This is a genomic window from Hymenobacter sp. FMD4, from assembly GCF_058932745.1.
In genome coordinates this window covers 173,944-189,779 of sequence record NZ_JBZYWH010000001.1, presented here as the reverse complement: position 1 = coordinate 189,779, position 15,836 = coordinate 173,944, and the positions used below count along the sequence as shown (strand labels likewise).

Below are 15,836 nucleotides of genomic sequence, written 5' to 3'. Positions count from 1 at the left end.
AAAAAGCCACTGCCCAAAAGAGCAGTGGCTTCGCCTACAGAGAGGCAGAGATGACCAGAATTAGTTTTGAACGGTTACACGCTTGGTGGTTATCACTTTGTCATTGCTAAGCAAGGTGCAGAAGTAGATACCGGCCGGTAGCGTCGACAAATCCAAGGACTGGCCGGTGCGCATTAGATCAGAGCGAAGGGTAACGAACCGCATTTCGCGACCAATGACGTTGCTCACGCGTAGGCGGTAATCTTGGCCGGTTTTGGCCTCGGCAAACACGACGGTAGCTTGCCCGCCGCGTACCGGGTTTGGATATACGCTCAGCAGCGAGGCTGCTACTGCATTCGTAGGCTCTTGCGCACCTGCAGCGACTGTGGCCGCAAGCTGACCGGCTGAACGCGGGGCGGAGGTGGAGAAATACCTGCCCTCCCTCTGCTGAAAGCGCACCGCGACGCCAAACGTCGCTGCCGTGGCTGTCAGCTGCATTAGCAAACCAAGTACTATAAGCCAGAGAGTAGATTTATGCATGTGGGTTGACGCTGGGAAATGCCGGTGTAAGCGGCAAGAATTTGTAAGATAATGACTTAAGCTGACAAGAGCTTGGGGCAGCTGTGAAAGCCTGCTGATGAATAGACAAGCACCATGCCGAGAATGATGCATGAACTACTTCTGACAGAGCTCAAGCTTGAAAGCTTATTGATGCCAATTGATTACGCCCTTCAATAAGGGAACAGGCGCCATCAGTCTTGCTCGGGTTGAGACTACTCAGAGTGAACCTGATAAGGCGGACTTAACGTGCATTATCCGTTCAGCACATGCCGAATTTCCTGCAACCCAAAAGACCTCGTCTGCCCATTAGGCAACTGTAGCATCAGTTGCCCAGCCTCGGTTACGTCGCAAATACGGCCCTGTAACGGCTTGCCGTCTACTTCAAAAGGATGCCATTCGTCGTGCCGGTACAGCACCTGCAGGTAAGCTTGGTGCAGGGCTTCATAGTGCCCGGCCCGTAATTGGAGATACCGGCGCTCTAGGCATTCTAGCAACTGGGTGATTAGGGTGGCCAGCAAATAAGCGCGCCCAGTCAATCGGCTGAGTGAAGTGGCTGTAGGCACTGCGAACATCGTCTGGTTGATATTTATTCCGATGCCGATAACACTAAATTGAATTTGTGAACCGCTAAGCGTGTTCTCAATCAGGATGCCACCCAGCTTTTGATCTTGGTAAAACAAGTCATTGGGCCACTTTAGCCGAAGGGCTGGGTCGGGGCCCAGCAGGCGGCCGGCCCAGTCGTGCACGCCAAGGGCTACTGCCAGGTTCAGTCTAAACTGAGCGGCGGCTTCCAAAAACACCGGGCGCCACACCACCGATAGCGTCAGGTTTTCGCCCGGCGCGGCCTCCCATTGGTTACCCCGTTGTCCCCGGCCCGCCGTTTGGCAGTCCGTTATGACGGTACAACCTTCCGTGGCGCGGTTTTGGACAACTATATTGCGGGCTTCGGTGTTGGTGGAGCCGCAATTGGGCAACCATATTACCTGTTGGCCCGTGAACAGGGTTTGAGGGCTAATTTGCTCCACCTGATTTTTCCTACTTTGTGTTGACAAACCTACTTCTCTAACATGAAAATTACCCCGGTTCGGCAGGATTCGGACAACTTGGCAGACATCATCGTACGCGGCATGCAGGAAAAAAAAGCTGCTGACATCGTTGTACTAAATCTTAAAAATCTCAAAAACGCCGTTGCCGATTACTTCGTCATCTGCTCGGCGTCTTCCGATACCCAGCTCGATGCCATTGCCCGTTCGGTAGAAGACGAAGTGGACAAAGCTACCGGGCAAAATCCTTGGCAAACCGAGGGCCGTCAGAACCGGGAGTGGGTGCTGCTCGACTACGTAGACGTAGTAGTGCACGTATTTCTGCGCGACCGGCGCTCGTTCTACGCTCTGGAAGAGCTTTGGGGCGATGCCGAAATTTCCTACATCGAGGAAGAGACGGCCGTAAAGTAATCGGCTGATAAAATTAAGCCGGTGACGTGGGCAGTTGGTTTTTAAAGTAAAAAGCACCTTGCCCCGTCAACCTCAATATCCCAGCCAGCTCTAGTATTGCTGGCCCCGAACATTCCGCTTCGGCGCGGTGTTCAGCCTAGTGACCTTCCTTTGCTGAAGACTTTTCTTATACATGCCAGATAACACCCCTTCTCCGAAAAAGAAAAAGCCCATGCTGCCTACGCCCGGTGCTCCGCGCCCAGGTGTGCAGCTGTGGGTGCTGCTGGGGCTGACGGTGCTCGTGTTCGGGTTTTATTACCTGAGCAAAGGGAGCACGGCAGTCGAAATCAAGCAGCAGGATTTTGAGCAGATGCTACGCGCCGGCGACGTGCGCGACGTCACCCTGGTTAACGACCGGTCGGTGGAAGTAACGCTGAAGCGCGAAGCCCTTCAAAACGACAAATACCGTCAGCAGCTCAAAAACCGTGGTCCGCTCGTGACGGACCAAGGTCCGCACTACGCCTTCCGCGTAATCGACGGTAAAACCTTTAAAGACGACTACGACAAGCTACAGGCCAACATCCCGCCCGACCAGCGCGTAGGATTGGGCGTGGATACCCGCACCGGTTTCGGTGAAATTTTCACCGGCTGGGGCTTTTTCATCATCCTCTTGGTGGGCTTCTGGTTCTTGATGCGCCGCATGAGTGGCGCGGGGGGGCCCGGTGGGCAGATTTTCAGCATCGGGAAGTCGCGCGCAGCGCTTTTCGAAGGCGGCGATAAAGTGAAGATTACCTTCAAGGATGTAGCCGGCCTGGAAGAAGCTAAAGAGGAAATACAGGAAATCGTGGAGTTCCTCAAGAACCCATCAAAGTTCACTATCCTTGGTGGTAAGATTCCGAAGGGTGCATTGCTGGTAGGACCTCCCGGTACCGGCAAAACTTTGCTGGCCAAAGCTGTGGCTGGTGAGGCTGATGTGCCGTTCTTCTCGCTGTCGGGCTCCGACTTCGTAGAGATGTTCGTCGGGGTGGGTGCTGCCCGCGTACGTGACCTGTTTAAGCAGGCCAAAGCCAAGGCGCCGTGCATCATTTTTATCGATGAAATTGACGCTATTGGCCGCAGCCGCTCGCGCGGCAACGTGCCCGGCGGCAACGATGAGCGCGAAAACACGCTGAACTCGTTGCTGGTGGAGATGGACGGTTTTGGTACCGACTCCGGGGTTATCATCCTGGCCGCTACCAACCGCCCCGATACGCTGGACTCCGCTTTGTTGCGTCCCGGTCGCTTCGACCGCCAGATCAGCATCGATAAACCCGATATCGTTGGCCGCACCGAGATTTTTAGAGTGCACCTGAAGCCGCTTACGCTTGGCCCTGACGTAGATGCACGCAAGCTAGCCGCTCAAACGCCTGGTTTTGCCGGCGCTGAAATTGCCAACGTCTGTAACGAAGCCGCACTTATCGCCGCACGCCGCGATAAGAAGATGGTAACGATGCAAGACTTCACCGACGCTGTCGACCGTGTGATTGGCGGCTTGGAAAAGAAGAACAAAATCATTTCGCCCGAGGAGAAGAAAATCGTGGCTTACCACGAAGCTGGCCACGCTATTGCTGGCTGGTTCTTGGAGCACGCCGATCCGTTGGTGAAAGTAAGCATCGTGCCGCGCGGCGTAGCTGCGCTGGGATATGCCCAATACTTGCCCAAAGAGCAGTTCCTGTACAACACGGAGCAACTCACCGACGAGATGTGCATGGCCTTGGGTGGCCGTGCCGCTGAAGAACTCGTTTTCGGGAAGATTTCGACCGGTGCCTTGTCTGACTTGGAGCGCATCACGAAGATGGCATATAGCATCGTCACGATGTACGGCATGAACCTGAAGCTCGGCAACGTCTCGTTCTATGACTCCAAGGGCCAAAACGAGTATGGCTTCAGCAAGCCTTACTCCGAAGCTACGGCGCAGATGATCGACGAGGAAGTACGGACCATCATTGAGAATGCCTACCTGCGTACGAAGCAGCTTCTGACCGAGCGCAACCGTGAGCTGGAAACCGTAGCCCGCGAATTGCTAGAAAAAGAAATCCTTTTGCAGGACGATTTGGAGCGCTTGGTGGGCCCACGCCCATTTGCTACCCAAACCACTTATCAGGCCCATACCGCTGGCACCGATCGTAGCGAAACCTTGAGTGAGCGTAAGCAGGAGCATCCGGTGCCGCTCAGCAACGACTTGCCTGATTTGAACCTGCCGGGCCAGCCTTTGGGAGGCAACGGTAGCGAGCCTTCGACGGGTCAAAATGTTACTACTGGTAGCACAGTGGCTTAAGGCCTAACTGACAACTAGTATTTAAAAGGCACCCTGTGTACAGGGTGCCTTTTTTGTTAACCGTGCATAAAGAAAAAAACCGCCGGCAAAGCCTGCGGTTTTTCCAACACACCTATTGCAACAACCTATACAGAAGGCTTTGCTGAAAACCAGCTCGTCCTCCGGAATATGGTACTCTAAGCCGAACGCTCCGTAGGAGCCAGAAACCCGACTATGATATCTCCGATACGCATGGCCAAACCACTGCGTATTGCTTGTTCTATTGTGACATCAGCTATCAACTCACCGTCGGTGGTGCACATGGAATCAATGTCTTCCTCAGGGCATTGATTTGCCGCGTGGGTAGTGTTGGCATCCATAGTTGTCGAGGCGACAAGTTGTTTGTGATAAGCTGTTGGCTTTTCGTTGTCCGTCTGACACCGTGCCTTTGTGATTACAACATTACGGCAGCAATAAGGCCGGATAAAGGAAGAAAGCTTGTTCTGTGTGACATATATTATTCAATGAGCTAAACAAAATTGTCGTTGCTTGTAAGCTTATCGGTTAGTTAGTTTTAGATTAAATAGTTGGTAATGTTGCTATTAATGGATTGAGGACTGTTTTAATGAGTAGTATTGTCCAGTCAATTTCAAGTATTTTTTGTGACAAATCATGTCGTTAAGTGTAGCCCTTTGTTGCTTCTGAGGCTGTGGCTGAGCTAGGAAGAATGGCGTGCAAGGCAAGGATTGTGACCGATATGGGAATGCTTGCGCTCAGAATTACCCACCAAGCCGAAAAGTCAAGTCGCGCATTGGCAAGCATACGTCCCCACTCAGCTTGGTCGGGCGGTAGTCCCAATCCCAAGAAGGAAAGAGTTGTTTGCAAGCCGATACATGCAGCCATGTTGAGCGGCAGCACGGCGCGCACTGTAGTCCAGGCATTAGGAAGAATATGCCTGCTGATTAATCGGGCTTCAGAATACCCCATGGCTTGAGCTGCTTCCACGTAGGTTTGCTGACGTAGTTTCAGCACTGTGGTACGAACCAAACGGGCTGTACTCGGCCAGCACGTGAATACCAGCACTAAAAACAGCCAGCTAGCGGATGCGGGTTGTAAAGCGGTTAGCACGAGAACCAGAACTAACCGGGGAATTGAACCTATAAATGCCGCGCAAGTCAGTATGACCTGGTCAAGCGGAATAGCAAAAGAACGCTTCTCACCAGGCAGCACATAAGCCAGCTTAATGCACAATGCTATTCCCAAGCACCACCAAGGAAGCGCGGCGATGTTGGTAAGCAAGCTGCCTGATAGGCCGAGTAGTAGCGTAAGAACGGCCCAGCGTCGCAGGCGTAAGCCTCGATTGCCCCAAAAGCCGGCTGCCCCCCCAAGTACAATGCCTAGCGCAGAGGTAAGGGTCGCCGCCGGTAAGCTGAGCGTTATCAACGAATAAGCACCAGCAATCAGTTCGGTAAGTACATCGCGGCCAAAGGGGTCGGTTCCCAGCCAATGTTGCTTCGATGGAGGGTGACTGATCTGTTGTAAGTCAATGCTGTAGGGGGGAAGCGCTGACGGAAAAATCACCTGTAGCAACGCACCCAGGAACAAAACAGCTAGCCAAGCCCAAGCCCACCAACGAACTGACTGCTGATTGGTCAACCAACGCTTCATTGCAGCCGCGGATCTAGTACGCGCTGGCAATAATCAGCAAGCAGCCAAGAGAACAGCCGAACCCCCGCAATGAGTAGCACCCCGCCAATCAGCACGGGCAAGTCACGGGCGGCAGCAGCTTCGGCCAATAGTCGCCCCATACCAGGTAAGGCAAATACCACTTCTACTACCACTGCCCCAGCAACCACGCCCGGTAGCAAATCACTAAAGCGTGTAATGAATATCGGTAATACATTGGGCAGCACGTGGCGTATCCAGACAGTGTGGGATGCTGCTCCTTTGGCTAGAGCTGTAATTACATAGGGCTGGCGCCACTCTTGACGTAGGGCCGCTTGTGTTGGCAGAAAGAGAGTAGGAACGCTAACCAGAACCAAACTGCCTACCGGTAACGCCAGATGATAAGCAAGATCAAGCAGGCCTAGCAGCGTTGGAGTATCGGTACCGGGTTCCTGCCCCAGCCCGAAGGCGGGGAATAGGGGTAGGATATCCGGATTGGAGAAGAGTAGCAGTAAGAATACACCAATCACGAAAAGGGGTAGGCTATCGACAACATAAGCAACAGGAAGCAGCACACGTTGCAAACCGGTACGTCGGGCTGTGCTGAGAGCTCCAAGCAAAGCCAGTCCGGCAGAAAGTACCAACGCTGTTGCAGTAAGGGGCAGGGTTACACGCAGTGAATCAGCCAAACGCTCCTCCACGGGCGTGCCGTCGCGGTAGGAATTGCCCAAGTGCCCTTGCAGCAAATCACTGAGCCATGCATGGTATTGGTTGCGCAGGCCATGCCAACGCCAAGGTAGCAAGCTGCAATAAAAAAGAGGGTCCTGTAAGCCCAGCCGCTGTTGGTAAGCAGCCTGGCGGCTTGCCCGCTGGGCTGGCAAGTGTACGCCGTTTGTTGTGTCATCCGGTAGGGTACTCGGGGCCGCTACCGTTCGGCTTAGTAGGAAAGCAGCAGACGCAATCAGCCACGTGGCGCAGAAGGCCGTTCCAATTCGGCGAAGAAGCTGCTGCACCATCGGGTAAGCTTACTTGCCTTGAGGCTGATCTATTGTGAAACTCTGGATATTGTAGCCCGGCTCAAGGCCACTAGGCGCAATATTGTTGAACCGTTTTGCTACCACGAGACGGTTCGGCTCGAAATAAATAGGAATCAGAGGAGCTTCCCGATACAGCAGGGTCTGTAGATTTCGCAGCAAGCGCTTCTTTTGGTTTGGATCTTCAGTGGTTACGATGCGTTCGAGTAGTTGGTCGGAAGCTGCGTTTCCGAAGCCTGTGCGATTCACGCCGCCTTCGCCTATACTGCTGGTGTGAAGCAACGGGCGCAAATCGTAAGAGAAAGGATTGCCGAACAAGGTGCGTAGGCACATGTCGAACTCCCCGTTGCGACGGATAACGGATAGGGCACTTGATTCAGTAGGATGAAGCGATACGGACAGCCCGATTTGGCGGGCTGCTTGCTGAAAAGTCAAGGCAATTGTCTCGTAAGCCCGGTCTCCGGCAGCATAAAAGAGTCGGGGAGCCAACAATTGCACCTTCTTGCCGGCATTACGTGTCCAGCCTCGCTCAGTCCGCTGCCAGCCGGCTTGTTGGAGTTGCTGGGCCGCGGCTTGCGGATCGTAAGTTATGAGCGGCAGGCTATCGTGATACACTTGGGTTTCGCGAGGATTAATCAAACCCGTGCTTCGCTGGCCTTGGCCATACTGCGTAGCGCGTAGTAACTGCTCCGCATCTACTAAGCGACCAAAGGCCTGACGGGTCCGAGCATCGCGCAACGTTTGCTGACGAGTGTTTATTTCCATGACCACCACGCGGTACGACGGTGGAGCGAAGAAGTGGAATTTATCGGGCTGGCTTCGGCGTAATTGATCGAACTCAGCACCGCCCACGTGCGCGTATACATCAAGTTCTCCCCGTCGTAGTGCCAGCAGCGCCGTAGTAGCGTTTGGCACGATGTGGAATTCTAGCCGACGTGGATGAGCGGCAAGGAGAGCAGGGGGTTGGGTTAGCTGATCGGCCCACCATAGCTTTTTGCGGGTCAGGACTAGCCGCTGGCCAGTTTCCCAAGAGCCCAATTCGTAAGGGCCACTGCCTCGTAGGTATTGTGGGTTACGCCACTGAGCCGTTTGATTGAAACGCTGCTGAAATGCCTTCACCCGGGGTAATTCGGCCGCTTCAGCATTGGGGGCGTTGGTAAAAGCCATAAGCGGGACCGGACGTAACAGCGTATCCGGATCAAGCAGATACTCCGGTAGCACGAGAAAGTCACCACTAAACGTATCGTACTCAGGCGCGTATCCCCGGCACACCATAGTAAGACTGCGAGAGTCTTTCGGGTCCAAGCGCACATCCTTGATGAAACTTACCGCGCTGCCTTGGTTCTCATTGGGTAAGCCAGGGCAGGCCAGTGTCTTCAACGTAAATAGTACATCCCGAGCCGTTATCGGTTGACCGTTGTCCCAGGTTGCTTCCGGGCGTAAACGATAGTGTATTAAAGTAAGCGAATCAGCTTTTTCAATCGTGGGCAGGCTTACAGCCAGAAGCGGCTCAAACTTCCGGTCAGTGGCATTAACAGTAAGCAGGCTCTGGTAAAGCAGATTACCGGCTTGGATAGCATAAGTGTTAGGTAAGGTAACGGGGTTGAGGGTTTCGGGGTCCCGAGGCCAACATATTCGTACGCTGGCCGGAGCAGAGGACTCTTGGGAAGAGGGGGAAGAGCACGCTACGAACGCGCTAATTCCGCAAATAAGGAGTTTACTGTATGACAAACGGTGCATAAAGCGGGTGCTACCCGGTGGGAGTAGATGACGCCAAGTTACCGAATGGTAATAATAAGCCTGCTCTAATGGCCTTCGCCCCAGCCGTTGCCACCTGCTTGGGGGGGGGCTGGTTGTGACGGGCCGGGTGCTGGTGTCGGAGTTGATTCCTGGGTAGTGGTGTCAGTACCCGTCATCGATGCGTCAGCTGATGAACCGGTGCCAAACAGTGTATATACTTGTACTAGGGCGATGATCAGAAGCTCCAACATGACGCTGTTTTTTTTGAGGTGTCAATAACTTGACTGACACAAACTTACCTGCTGAAGTATACTGATGTAAAGGAAGAAAGTGGATCCTGTGTGACTATAACGAAATAAATTTTTGCGTAGTTACACAGGAGTTACTACTAGTTAAAAGCTCAAATGACTGATAAATTAGGTGTTAATGGGGTAGGTATTTTTCCAATATTTGTGACATTATACTTTCGTGATGACGCATTATTCAGAAAGCAAAGCTGGGAATTCAAGGAGGTGAAATCCAAGGAAGAATGCGTTCTTGTTGTGACATCCTGATGTTAAACTTTCTTTGTTCAGGAACTGAATAATGTGGCTTTAAAAGGCTTTTTTTAAATGAATGACCTAATAAATTTAGCCAAAATTGTGACCAATAGAAGGCTCACAACTTTACCACTAGTGTCTTTTGCGGGGAAAGGCGAAAGCAAGACCAAAGAGGAGCAGTTGTTGGATCTATTGGTTTCTGGCGAAAGCCTAACCAACCTGCAGGTTGCCAAGCGCATGTATAACAGCACCTCGGCGACCAGTCAAGCGGCGGTGCGTAAGCTTAAACAAAGGCTGCAGCACAAGCTGATGAGCCATTTGTTTTTTTTAGATCATACGGACGAGCGTCACCCTGCGTTTCGCCGGTATGAACAACAGTGTCTGGATATGCTTTTCCAGGCTGCAATGCTTTTGCGGGAAAGTGAGCGGGTGTTGTTGCCGCAGTTGTTGCGGAAGGTTTTGCGGTTGGCACTGGACGGCGAATTCACGGTGCATGCCATCAATGCCTGTGAGATGCTGCGTGGCTACTATGCTGAATCAAACGATTATGCCCGTTACCATTCTAGTGTAAAGCAGCTTCAAAAGCTGCACGATACATTTGCAGTGGAACGGGAAGCTCAACGGTTGTTTTGGGATGCTAAAATGAAGCTCGTGCGTTCTGTATCCGCTCGGCGACGGTTGCTGCACGAACTGCCTGAAACTATAAGCAGGTTGGAAGAAATGTACCAGAAGGTGCGCTCCTACAACGTATTTGATCCGCTGCTCAAACTGCGGCTAATGCAACACGAACTGAGCGGAAATTTTGAGGAGATAATACGGGTTACTACGGCTGCCGAGCAGCTGCATGCACAGGGCAAACTCAACCCCAAACGCTTCGACGGTCGCTTTACTAAGTTCTACAGCCTTTATGCGCACCTAAGGGCACGACGTCTAAGGGAAGGGTTAGCGCTGGCCGAAGGATACCTAGAAGCGTTCCACCGGTCTAATAACAACTGGTTCGCCTTTTTAGAGCATTATTACCTGCTCGCCATGCACGATGGCGAGTATGCGCTAGCCGGCACTTTATTGCGCCGAATGCAGCATAATCCTTTTGTTACTAAAATTCCAGTGCCTGCGCAGCAGCGTTGGGAACTGATGCGAGCTTATTTGTACTTTGTTCGGCCTGAAGAAGCAGGCTTACGCCCCTTGCACTTTGCGCAGTTGGTTCAGCGCATTCCTGACCATAGTCGAGACAAGCAAGGCTATAACGTAGCCATTCTGATCCTACAGTTTTTGCATTACTTACGCCAAGGCAACGTGGAGGCCTTGTTGGCACGCTTGGAAGGACTGCGCAAATATGAAAGTGCGCACTTACGTGAAGCCAGCACGTTGCGCAGCCGGTTGATGTTCCGGCTGCTGCAACTGACTGTAAAGGAGAATTTTAATCCGCAAGTGTGCGAGAAAAAGGGCTACGCCCTGCTTACTCGTCTGCGCGATACGCCTCCTCCTGGAGAGGCCTTTGCTGAGATAGAGATTATTCCTTATGAAAACCTTTGGGAACAAACTTTGGATTTGTTGCGGCACATGCCCGACAACAACTGAGTAACAGCAATTAGGATAAGTATCAAGGCTTAGCTGCCACGTTGCCGGCAGTAGCCGATGCCGAGGAAAGAGCTGCGATTTGCTCATAGCGTTGTAGCTGAGCAGCAGATAACACACTCTTCAGTTGGGAGTAATACTCATCGGCTACACTCTGTAATTTGCTCTGACGCATTGAGTCGTCGCCAGCATACATGCGCTGCACTTCTTGCTCTTTCTGTAAACGTGCGGCAGTGAGGCGCTTTACTTGAATGATACGTGCGTCGTCCAAGCCCAGCTGCGGCGTTAGTGCGCGGGTCACTTCGGCTGCGCGTTGATTGATTGATTCGCCGCCTTGCGCAAAAGCATTAGTAAGGCCGCATGCCAGGACTGCAGTAATAAGTAGCGCTTTCATGGTGGAATTAGGATTGATGGTGGAGAAAATTGGATGATGTAACAAATAAAGCAAACTTTATCTATATAACTTAATTATATATATAATTTTTTGTACGATGTAATGAACTGACTTGTAATATTCTGGTTATCAAGTAGTTTTTTTACTCTGAAAGGGCCTCTTCGTCAATAATTAATGGATGAAACCCTACAAATTATTGTGTTATAATGCTAGGATTAGCTTATGGTAAGACGGAAGGCATAAGAACTATTGTCCAGTCTTCCAGCCTTGATGAGGTATCCATACAAACTAAAACACGTTTGGACGGACTTACCATGTGTAAAGGGACAAACTGTAAGCAACTTGCTCCTTTACACATGGTATTAGAATTGCGAGTGAGCGAGGAGTTAAAATTTGTTCAGACGTTGTAAGACCTCCCGCAGGTACGTTTGACCAATAGGTATGTGCTTGCCGTCAATTAAGATTGAATTGTCTTCAATGGCTTCTATATGTTGCAAATTGACGATAAAGGAACGGTGCACCCGAACAAACTGCTGGGCAGGAAATTTCTCTTCGACGGCTCGCATGGTGCTGTATACTATTAGCTTATGCTGTTCCGTCACTACATGTATATAGTCACCTAAAGCTTCCACGAACCGGATATCCTCAAAGGCGACGCGAACGAGTTTGTTATCTACTTTCAGAAAAGTATGGTCGGCAGAGGGTGGGCTTTTTGCACCTTGAGGACCAACCGAACTTTGTGAAGAAACTAGCTCTAGGGCTTTTTGCGCAGCCTTTAGAAAGCGAGCATAGCTTAGGGGCTTCATCAAGTAATCGACCACATTGTGCTCGAAGGCTGCTACGGCATGCTGAGCACTGCTTGTCACTAGTACGACTAGTGGAGGCGCTTGTAAAGTCCCGAGCAGGTCCAAGCCGCTCATCTGGGGCATGTCCACGTCAAGGAACACCAAATCTATTGGGGTAGAGCGCAACACATTGGCGGCCTCCATGGCACTGGAGCAGCTTTGAGTTATTCGCAGGAAATCCGTGTTAGCAATACAATTCTCCAGAACCTGCAGCGCCAGAGGATCATCGTCGACAAGCAAGCAACGCAGAATAGTAGTGGGGCTAGAAGATAGCGGCATAACAGCAAAATTAGCGCTTCGGGCGGTGGGCTAGCTTAGCCAGGGGTGAGGCGGTGACGGTGGCTTTGAAGCTGCGGAAATAACAGCGCAAACTGGCTAATAATGCGGGTGACTAAGGGTTTGGGAAGTTGGCTTGCCGCGCGGGCTTGCCCTTCTAGCGCACCGAGGGCCGTGTGTAAATCGGGCACGCCGAAGTAAGCAGTTTGGCCACGAAGTTGGTGCGCCGTCGACGCTATGGTTGGCAGGTCAGCTTCAAAGAATGCCTTTTGCAGCTTTCCGACCAGTGGTGGGGCATCGCGCATAAAGGTGTCAATGATACGAATGATAAATGCCCGATTGCCCATGGATAGCTCCTCCAGAAGCTGCAGATTTGGCTTGGTAAGAGCTAATAAATCTGAATGCTGGCAATTCGAATGTGGCTCCTGGCTGCTAGAAATCAGGAAGGGCCACAAGTGCGCATAGAGGGCCGCTGGTTCCAAAGGTTTGTGCAGCACGACATCTGTGCTAGCAGAGAAAGGGTGCTCCATAGCAGCGTCTTCAGCCAAAGGGCACAGGGCTATCATGAGCGTTGGCACCGATGCCGGCCGCAAAGAATCAAGCTGACAAATCAAAGACCGGACATTGGCGTCGGAGTCGGCATCAAGGAGCACAACCTGGAAAGGTTGTGAACGGGCAGCGGTTATGGCCTCGGCGGCATTGGAGGCTGGCACCACCTGCACATGGATAACATCAAGTATTGCTGCGATTTCCTCGTAAAGGAATTCATCGGTACTGATGAGCAGTACCGGGCAGGGCTCAGGCGAGGAGATTTCCTCGGGCGGCGTTGGCAGGAGCTTTCCCGTTGACTTCACTTTCTAAAGTTAGTGAAGTAAGATCAGGAGGGGAAGCAGAACAAGCAGGTGGAGGCTTCACCAAACCACAAAGGGCCCAGCTAATGGCTTCTTGCGGGCCTCCGGAGCGTGCCCAATACAACGCGGAAACAACGGTTCCCGTTGGCAAAACGGAGGGGGCGCTGTACCTTGCTGCGGCCGCATGCTTCTTTGTACTGCTGTATTTGCCTCTACCGTTTACTGATGCCTCCCTCTTCCCCCCTCCGAACCGCCGATTTTCTGGATCAGATGACCCGCGTTGTGGAAGAGGCCCGTCGCGTGGCTCAGGAACGCTTTCGGACGTTAAACGAAGACCAGCTTAACCGTCGTCCGTCACCTAGCAAATGGAGCGTAGGCCAGTGCATGGAGCACCTGAACATCATCGGGGGTATGTACCTCCCCGTGATGAACCAGCGGATTCGACGGGCGCAGGAGCGCCGAACAACCCCAGCCGAGTACGTAAAAAATGGATTTGTCGGCCGGCGAATGACAGCCGCGATGCTCGTGCCAGCGCGGGAAAAGCCCTTAAAAACACCTCAGCAATTTGCCCCAAGCGGCTCGCGCTTGCCACGAACGGTGGTGGAAGTGTTTGTGCGGCAACTCGACGAACTGCTACATCTCCTGCAGATGGCTCGGGAGGTGAACATTAATACCGTGCGGATTCCAAACGCCATCATTCCGCTGTTGCGCCTGCGCCTAACGGATCAGTTTGCGTTCTTGATTGCGCACTTACAGCGGCACATAGCCCAAGCCGAACGCGTGCTGGATTCGCGGCCGCGTTAGGAGCAGCGGGCGTTAGGTGCCGAAGCAGATTGATAGGTTTTAGTGCTCGTGGTCGGGTGGAGGTGGAAGTTCTGCGGCGGCCCGGTGCAGCAATGCTGTGGGCACGCGCGGGTAGTGATGATGCACGTGGTGGAAGGCAAACGACGACATGACCGGCGTCCAGAATTGGGCCGCCGCGGCAGCGACGCGCACGGCTGGGTTGCGGGAAGCTAAATGATGCGGAATGTAAGCTGCCCAGATAGACAAGGTAGCGCTCATCACGAAAGCTACTGCCCAGTACACCAGGCCTATTAGGCTGCCCAGCCAGACATAAACCGCTAGAAACGCGACCAGCAATAGCAGCGTCAGGCCAGTCTCGATGAGCTGAATGCGGCGCGTGTGCGGGGCCATACGCAAGGACTCGCGGCGTAATGCCAGAATGTGGTAGGGGCCCTGCCACACCACGCGCCAGAAACGCCATGTGGCCGGCGCTCCTTCTGGGTCATCGGGGGTGAGGCAGCGGGCGTGGTGGCGCAGGTGCGTTACCTGCAGGCCGTGGCCGCTTTTGAGCAGCAGCAGCCCGCTCAGGGTCAGTACGCGGGCGTTGCGGGTCTTCGAAAGCCCTAGGGCTTGATGCATAGCGTCGTGCATTTGCACGAAGGTGGCTAGGCATACGGCTACGGCCAGTGGCACCGCCAGCCACCACCAGCCAGCCACAGCTGCGCCGATGTAAGCAGCCAGCAGCAGCCAGGGACGCAATAGCTCCAGCCAGCGTTGGGCAGGGGTAAGGCGCAGGTGAGCGAAGGCAGCGGAGGGCTTCATGGTGGTAGCAGCTAGCGAAACCCTAAGTTACTCACGCACTTCTTCCCGAAAGGGGCTTTTTACGCGCCGCCGGTGAGGCGAACAAGTATTGCAAAAAAGCGAAGCAGGGTGATGCCCTTGCTAAGAGCAAGCCCTGAAGCGGAGCAAATTGCTTATCCCAATACGAGTAAAAAGACCGTAACTGGGCTTGATAGGATGTGATTCGAAGCTGATTTACTTGCTGCGGCCCAGAAAATAAGTGGCTGCTATACGCCCGTTGCGCAGATCGTATTGGTGTCCGTACTGTCGCTCCAAATGCGCTGGCAACAGCTGTGAGGTGCTCAGCGCGAAAGCGGCCTGAAGTTGGAAGTTTGTCCAGCGGCGCGCCAGCCCCACGTCCAGGCCGACATCGAAACTGCGGATGTCGGCAGCAGGAGAAGATGAACTGAAGAAGCCGCCGCCGCTGGAGCCGCGGTAGCCATACTTAATAAGTCGCGCCCATTCATTCCGCTGATTGCCGGCCAGAGGCCCGCTGATATGGTCACGCTCCTCGCGATACAGTCGCCTGCCCGCCGCGCCCAGGCCCGTGTACGGCCCGACAAACAGTTGCCAGCCGTGGCTATGCTCACCAATGGGACTAAAAATCAGGTGCAGCGCCGCCTGCATGTACTGCAGGCGCAGGGTAGTAGCCGTTTAGATGCGTACTTCATTGGGAGTGCCGCGGTGATAAGTGCTGTCGGACCGGGTGTGGTAGCCTTTATCGACTAGCAGCAGACTGCTTTGCAAGCCGATGCGGTGACCTAGACGTATATCCCCCACAAAGCCCGTCTGCCAGCCAAGCCGTTCCCAGGTGCGCTCGGCAGGGCGCCCTTCGGTGTGGAGCCACGTGAGTGAGGTGCCTGCTAAGAGGCCAAACCGGAAACGGCCTTGGGCATGAGCTGAGGGGATAATGAAGGCAGGAAAACCAACGCTAGCGAGCAGCGATAAGCGGGTCAAGATCATTGCGCTCAGCATGGCAGTGGATTTAGAAGCGCCGCTGTACAGCATTTAGTGCCGGGCAC

At 53.2% G+C, this 15,836-nt stretch carries 15 protein-coding genes; 4 read left to right on the top strand and 11 right to left on the bottom strand.

Annotated features, from left to right (window positions below; all coding sequences use genetic code 11):
* Window positions 1-60: 60 nt before the first annotated feature.
* Both AC5FXY_RS00780 and AC5FXY_RS00775 read right to left on the bottom strand, forming a co-directional pair.
* Window positions 61-519, bottom strand: a complete 459-nt coding sequence (locus tag AC5FXY_RS00780) for a T9SS type A sorting domain-containing protein (protein WP_493554721.1) — start codon at window positions 517-519, stop codon at window positions 61-63.
* Window positions 520-791: 272 nt separating this feature from the next.
* Window positions 792-1,565 carry a biotin--[acetyl-CoA-carboxylase] ligase gene (locus AC5FXY_RS00775; RefSeq protein ID WP_493554720.1) on the bottom strand — a complete coding sequence of 258 codons (774 nt, stop codon included), beginning with the start codon at window positions 1,563-1,565 and terminating at the stop codon, window positions 792-794.
* 42 nt (window positions 1,566-1,607) lie between these two features.
* On the opposite strand from AC5FXY_RS00775, the gene rsfS reads away from it, so the two are divergent.
* Window positions 1,608-1,994: a ribosome silencing factor gene (rsfS, locus tag AC5FXY_RS00770; protein WP_493554719.1), complete on the top strand. Its 387-nt coding sequence runs from the start codon at window positions 1,608-1,610 to the stop codon at window positions 1,992-1,994.
* Between the two features lie 172 nt (window positions 1,995-2,166).
* The gene (ftsH, locus tag AC5FXY_RS00765) at window positions 2,167-4,290 is read left to right on the top strand and encodes an ATP-dependent zinc metalloprotease FtsH (protein ID WP_493554718.1); all 2,124 of its coding nucleotides are present in this window, start codon (window positions 2,167-2,169) and stop codon (window positions 4,288-4,290) included.
* A 657-nt stretch (window positions 4,291-4,947) separates the two neighbouring features.
* On the opposite strand, the gene AC5FXY_RS00760 is transcribed toward ftsH, so the two are convergent.
* From AC5FXY_RS00760 to AC5FXY_RS00750, 3 genes are all read right to left on the bottom strand, one after another.
* Window positions 4,948-5,937, bottom strand: coding sequence for an ABC transporter permease (locus tag AC5FXY_RS00760; protein ID WP_493554717.1), 990 nt, complete (start codon window positions 5,935-5,937; stop codon window positions 4,948-4,950).
* Entirely contained in the window at window positions 5,934-6,665 is a 732-nt protein-coding gene (locus AC5FXY_RS00755) for an ABC transporter permease (protein ID WP_493554716.1), read from the bottom strand. The genes AC5FXY_RS00760 and AC5FXY_RS00755 overlap by 4 nt, the downstream gene beginning before the upstream one ends.
* 294 nt (window positions 6,666-6,959) lie before the next feature.
* Window positions 6,960-8,708: an ABC transporter substrate-binding protein gene (locus AC5FXY_RS00750; RefSeq protein ID WP_493554715.1), complete on the bottom strand. Its 1,749-nt coding sequence runs from the start codon at window positions 8,706-8,708 to the stop codon at window positions 6,960-6,962.
* A gap of 611 nt (window positions 8,709-9,319) precedes the next feature.
* Here AC5FXY_RS00750 and AC5FXY_RS00745 point away from each other — a divergent pair.
* A complete protein-coding gene (locus AC5FXY_RS00745; protein ID WP_493554714.1) occupies window positions 9,320-10,828 on the top strand; it encodes a hypothetical protein in 1,509 nt (502 codons plus the stop codon).
* A gap of 22 nt (window positions 10,829-10,850) precedes the next feature.
* On the opposite strand, the gene AC5FXY_RS00740 is transcribed toward AC5FXY_RS00745, so the two are convergent.
* The 3 genes from AC5FXY_RS00740 to AC5FXY_RS00730 all read right to left on the bottom strand — a co-directional run bounded on the left by AC5FXY_RS00740 (window position 10,851) and on the right by AC5FXY_RS00730 (window position 13,194).
* Window positions 10,851-11,219: a hypothetical protein gene (locus AC5FXY_RS00740; RefSeq protein WP_493554713.1), complete on the bottom strand. Its 369-nt coding sequence runs from the start codon at window positions 11,217-11,219 to the stop codon at window positions 10,851-10,853.
* A gap of 386 nt (window positions 11,220-11,605) precedes the next feature.
* The gene (locus tag AC5FXY_RS00735) at window positions 11,606-12,343 is read right to left on the bottom strand and encodes a LytR/AlgR family response regulator transcription factor (protein WP_493554712.1); all 738 of its coding nucleotides are present in this window, start codon (window positions 12,341-12,343) and stop codon (window positions 11,606-11,608) included.
* Between the two features lie 35 nt (window positions 12,344-12,378).
* Window positions 12,379-13,194 carry an Hpt domain-containing protein gene (locus AC5FXY_RS00730; protein ID WP_493554711.1) on the bottom strand — a complete coding sequence of 272 codons (816 nt, stop codon included), beginning with the start codon at window positions 13,192-13,194 and terminating at the stop codon, window positions 12,379-12,381.
* Window positions 13,195-13,416: 222 nt separating this feature from the next.
* Between AC5FXY_RS00730 and AC5FXY_RS00725 the strand changes: the two genes are divergently transcribed.
* Window positions 13,417-13,995, top strand: coding sequence for a DinB family protein (locus AC5FXY_RS00725; protein WP_493554710.1), 579 nt, complete (start codon window positions 13,417-13,419; stop codon window positions 13,993-13,995).
* 39 nt (window positions 13,996-14,034) lie between these two features.
* Here AC5FXY_RS00725 and AC5FXY_RS00720 read toward each other — a convergent pair whose 3' ends face one another.
* From AC5FXY_RS00720 to AC5FXY_RS00710, 3 genes are all read right to left on the bottom strand, one after another.
* Entirely contained in the window at window positions 14,035-14,796 is a 762-nt protein-coding gene (locus AC5FXY_RS00720; protein WP_493554709.1) for a fatty acid desaturase, read from the bottom strand.
* A gap of 213 nt (window positions 14,797-15,009) precedes the next feature.
* Window positions 15,010-15,441, bottom strand: a complete 432-nt coding sequence (locus AC5FXY_RS00715; protein ID WP_493554708.1) for a hypothetical protein — start codon at window positions 15,439-15,441, stop codon at window positions 15,010-15,012.
* A gap of 27 nt (window positions 15,442-15,468) precedes the next feature.
* Window positions 15,469-15,777: a porin family protein gene (locus AC5FXY_RS00710; protein WP_493554707.1), complete on the bottom strand. Its 309-nt coding sequence runs from the start codon at window positions 15,775-15,777 to the stop codon at window positions 15,469-15,471.
* Between the last annotated feature and the right edge of the window lie 59 nt (window positions 15,778-15,836).

Bases quoted from the DNA above. Each gene is read 5' to 3' on its own strand.
- AC5FXY_RS00760 (WP_493554717.1), bottom strand. From the start codon at position 5,937: ATGAAGCGTTGGTTGACCAATCAGCAGTCAGTTCGTTGGTGGGCTTGG.
- ftsH (WP_493554718.1), top strand. From the start codon at position 2,167: ATGCCAGATAACACCCCTTCTCCGAAAAAGAAAAAGCCCATGCTGCCT.
- AC5FXY_RS00740 (WP_493554713.1), bottom strand. From the start codon at position 11,219: ATGAAAGCGCTACTTATTACTGCAGTCCTGGCATGCGGCCTTACTAAT.
- AC5FXY_RS00710 (WP_493554707.1), bottom strand. From the start codon at position 15,777: ATGATCTTGACCCGCTTATCGCTGCTCGCTAGCGTTGGTTTTCCTGCC.
- AC5FXY_RS00735 (WP_493554712.1), bottom strand. From the start codon at position 12,343: ATGCCGCTATCTTCTAGCCCCACTACTATTCTGCGTTGCTTGCTTGTC.
- rsfS (WP_493554719.1), top strand. From the start codon at position 1,608: ATGAAAATTACCCCGGTTCGGCAGGATTCGGACAACTTGGCAGACATC.
- AC5FXY_RS00720 (WP_493554709.1), bottom strand. From the start codon at position 14,796: ATGAAGCCCTCCGCTGCCTTCGCTCACCTGCGCCTTACCCCTGCCCAA.
- AC5FXY_RS00750 (WP_493554715.1), bottom strand. From the start codon at position 8,708: ATGCACCGTTTGTCATACAGTAAACTCCTTATTTGCGGAATTAGCGCG.
- AC5FXY_RS00715 (WP_493554708.1), bottom strand. From the start codon at position 15,441: ATGCAGGCGGCGCTGCACCTGATTTTTAGTCCCATTGGTGAGCATAGC.
- AC5FXY_RS00745 (WP_493554714.1), top strand. From the start codon at position 9,320: ATGAATGACCTAATAAATTTAGCCAAAATTGTGACCAATAGAAGGCTC.
- AC5FXY_RS00725 (WP_493554710.1), top strand. From the start codon at position 13,417: ATGCCTCCCTCTTCCCCCCTCCGAACCGCCGATTTTCTGGATCAGATG.
- AC5FXY_RS00780 (WP_493554721.1), bottom strand. From the start codon at position 519: ATGCATAAATCTACTCTCTGGCTTATAGTACTTGGTTTGCTAATGCAG.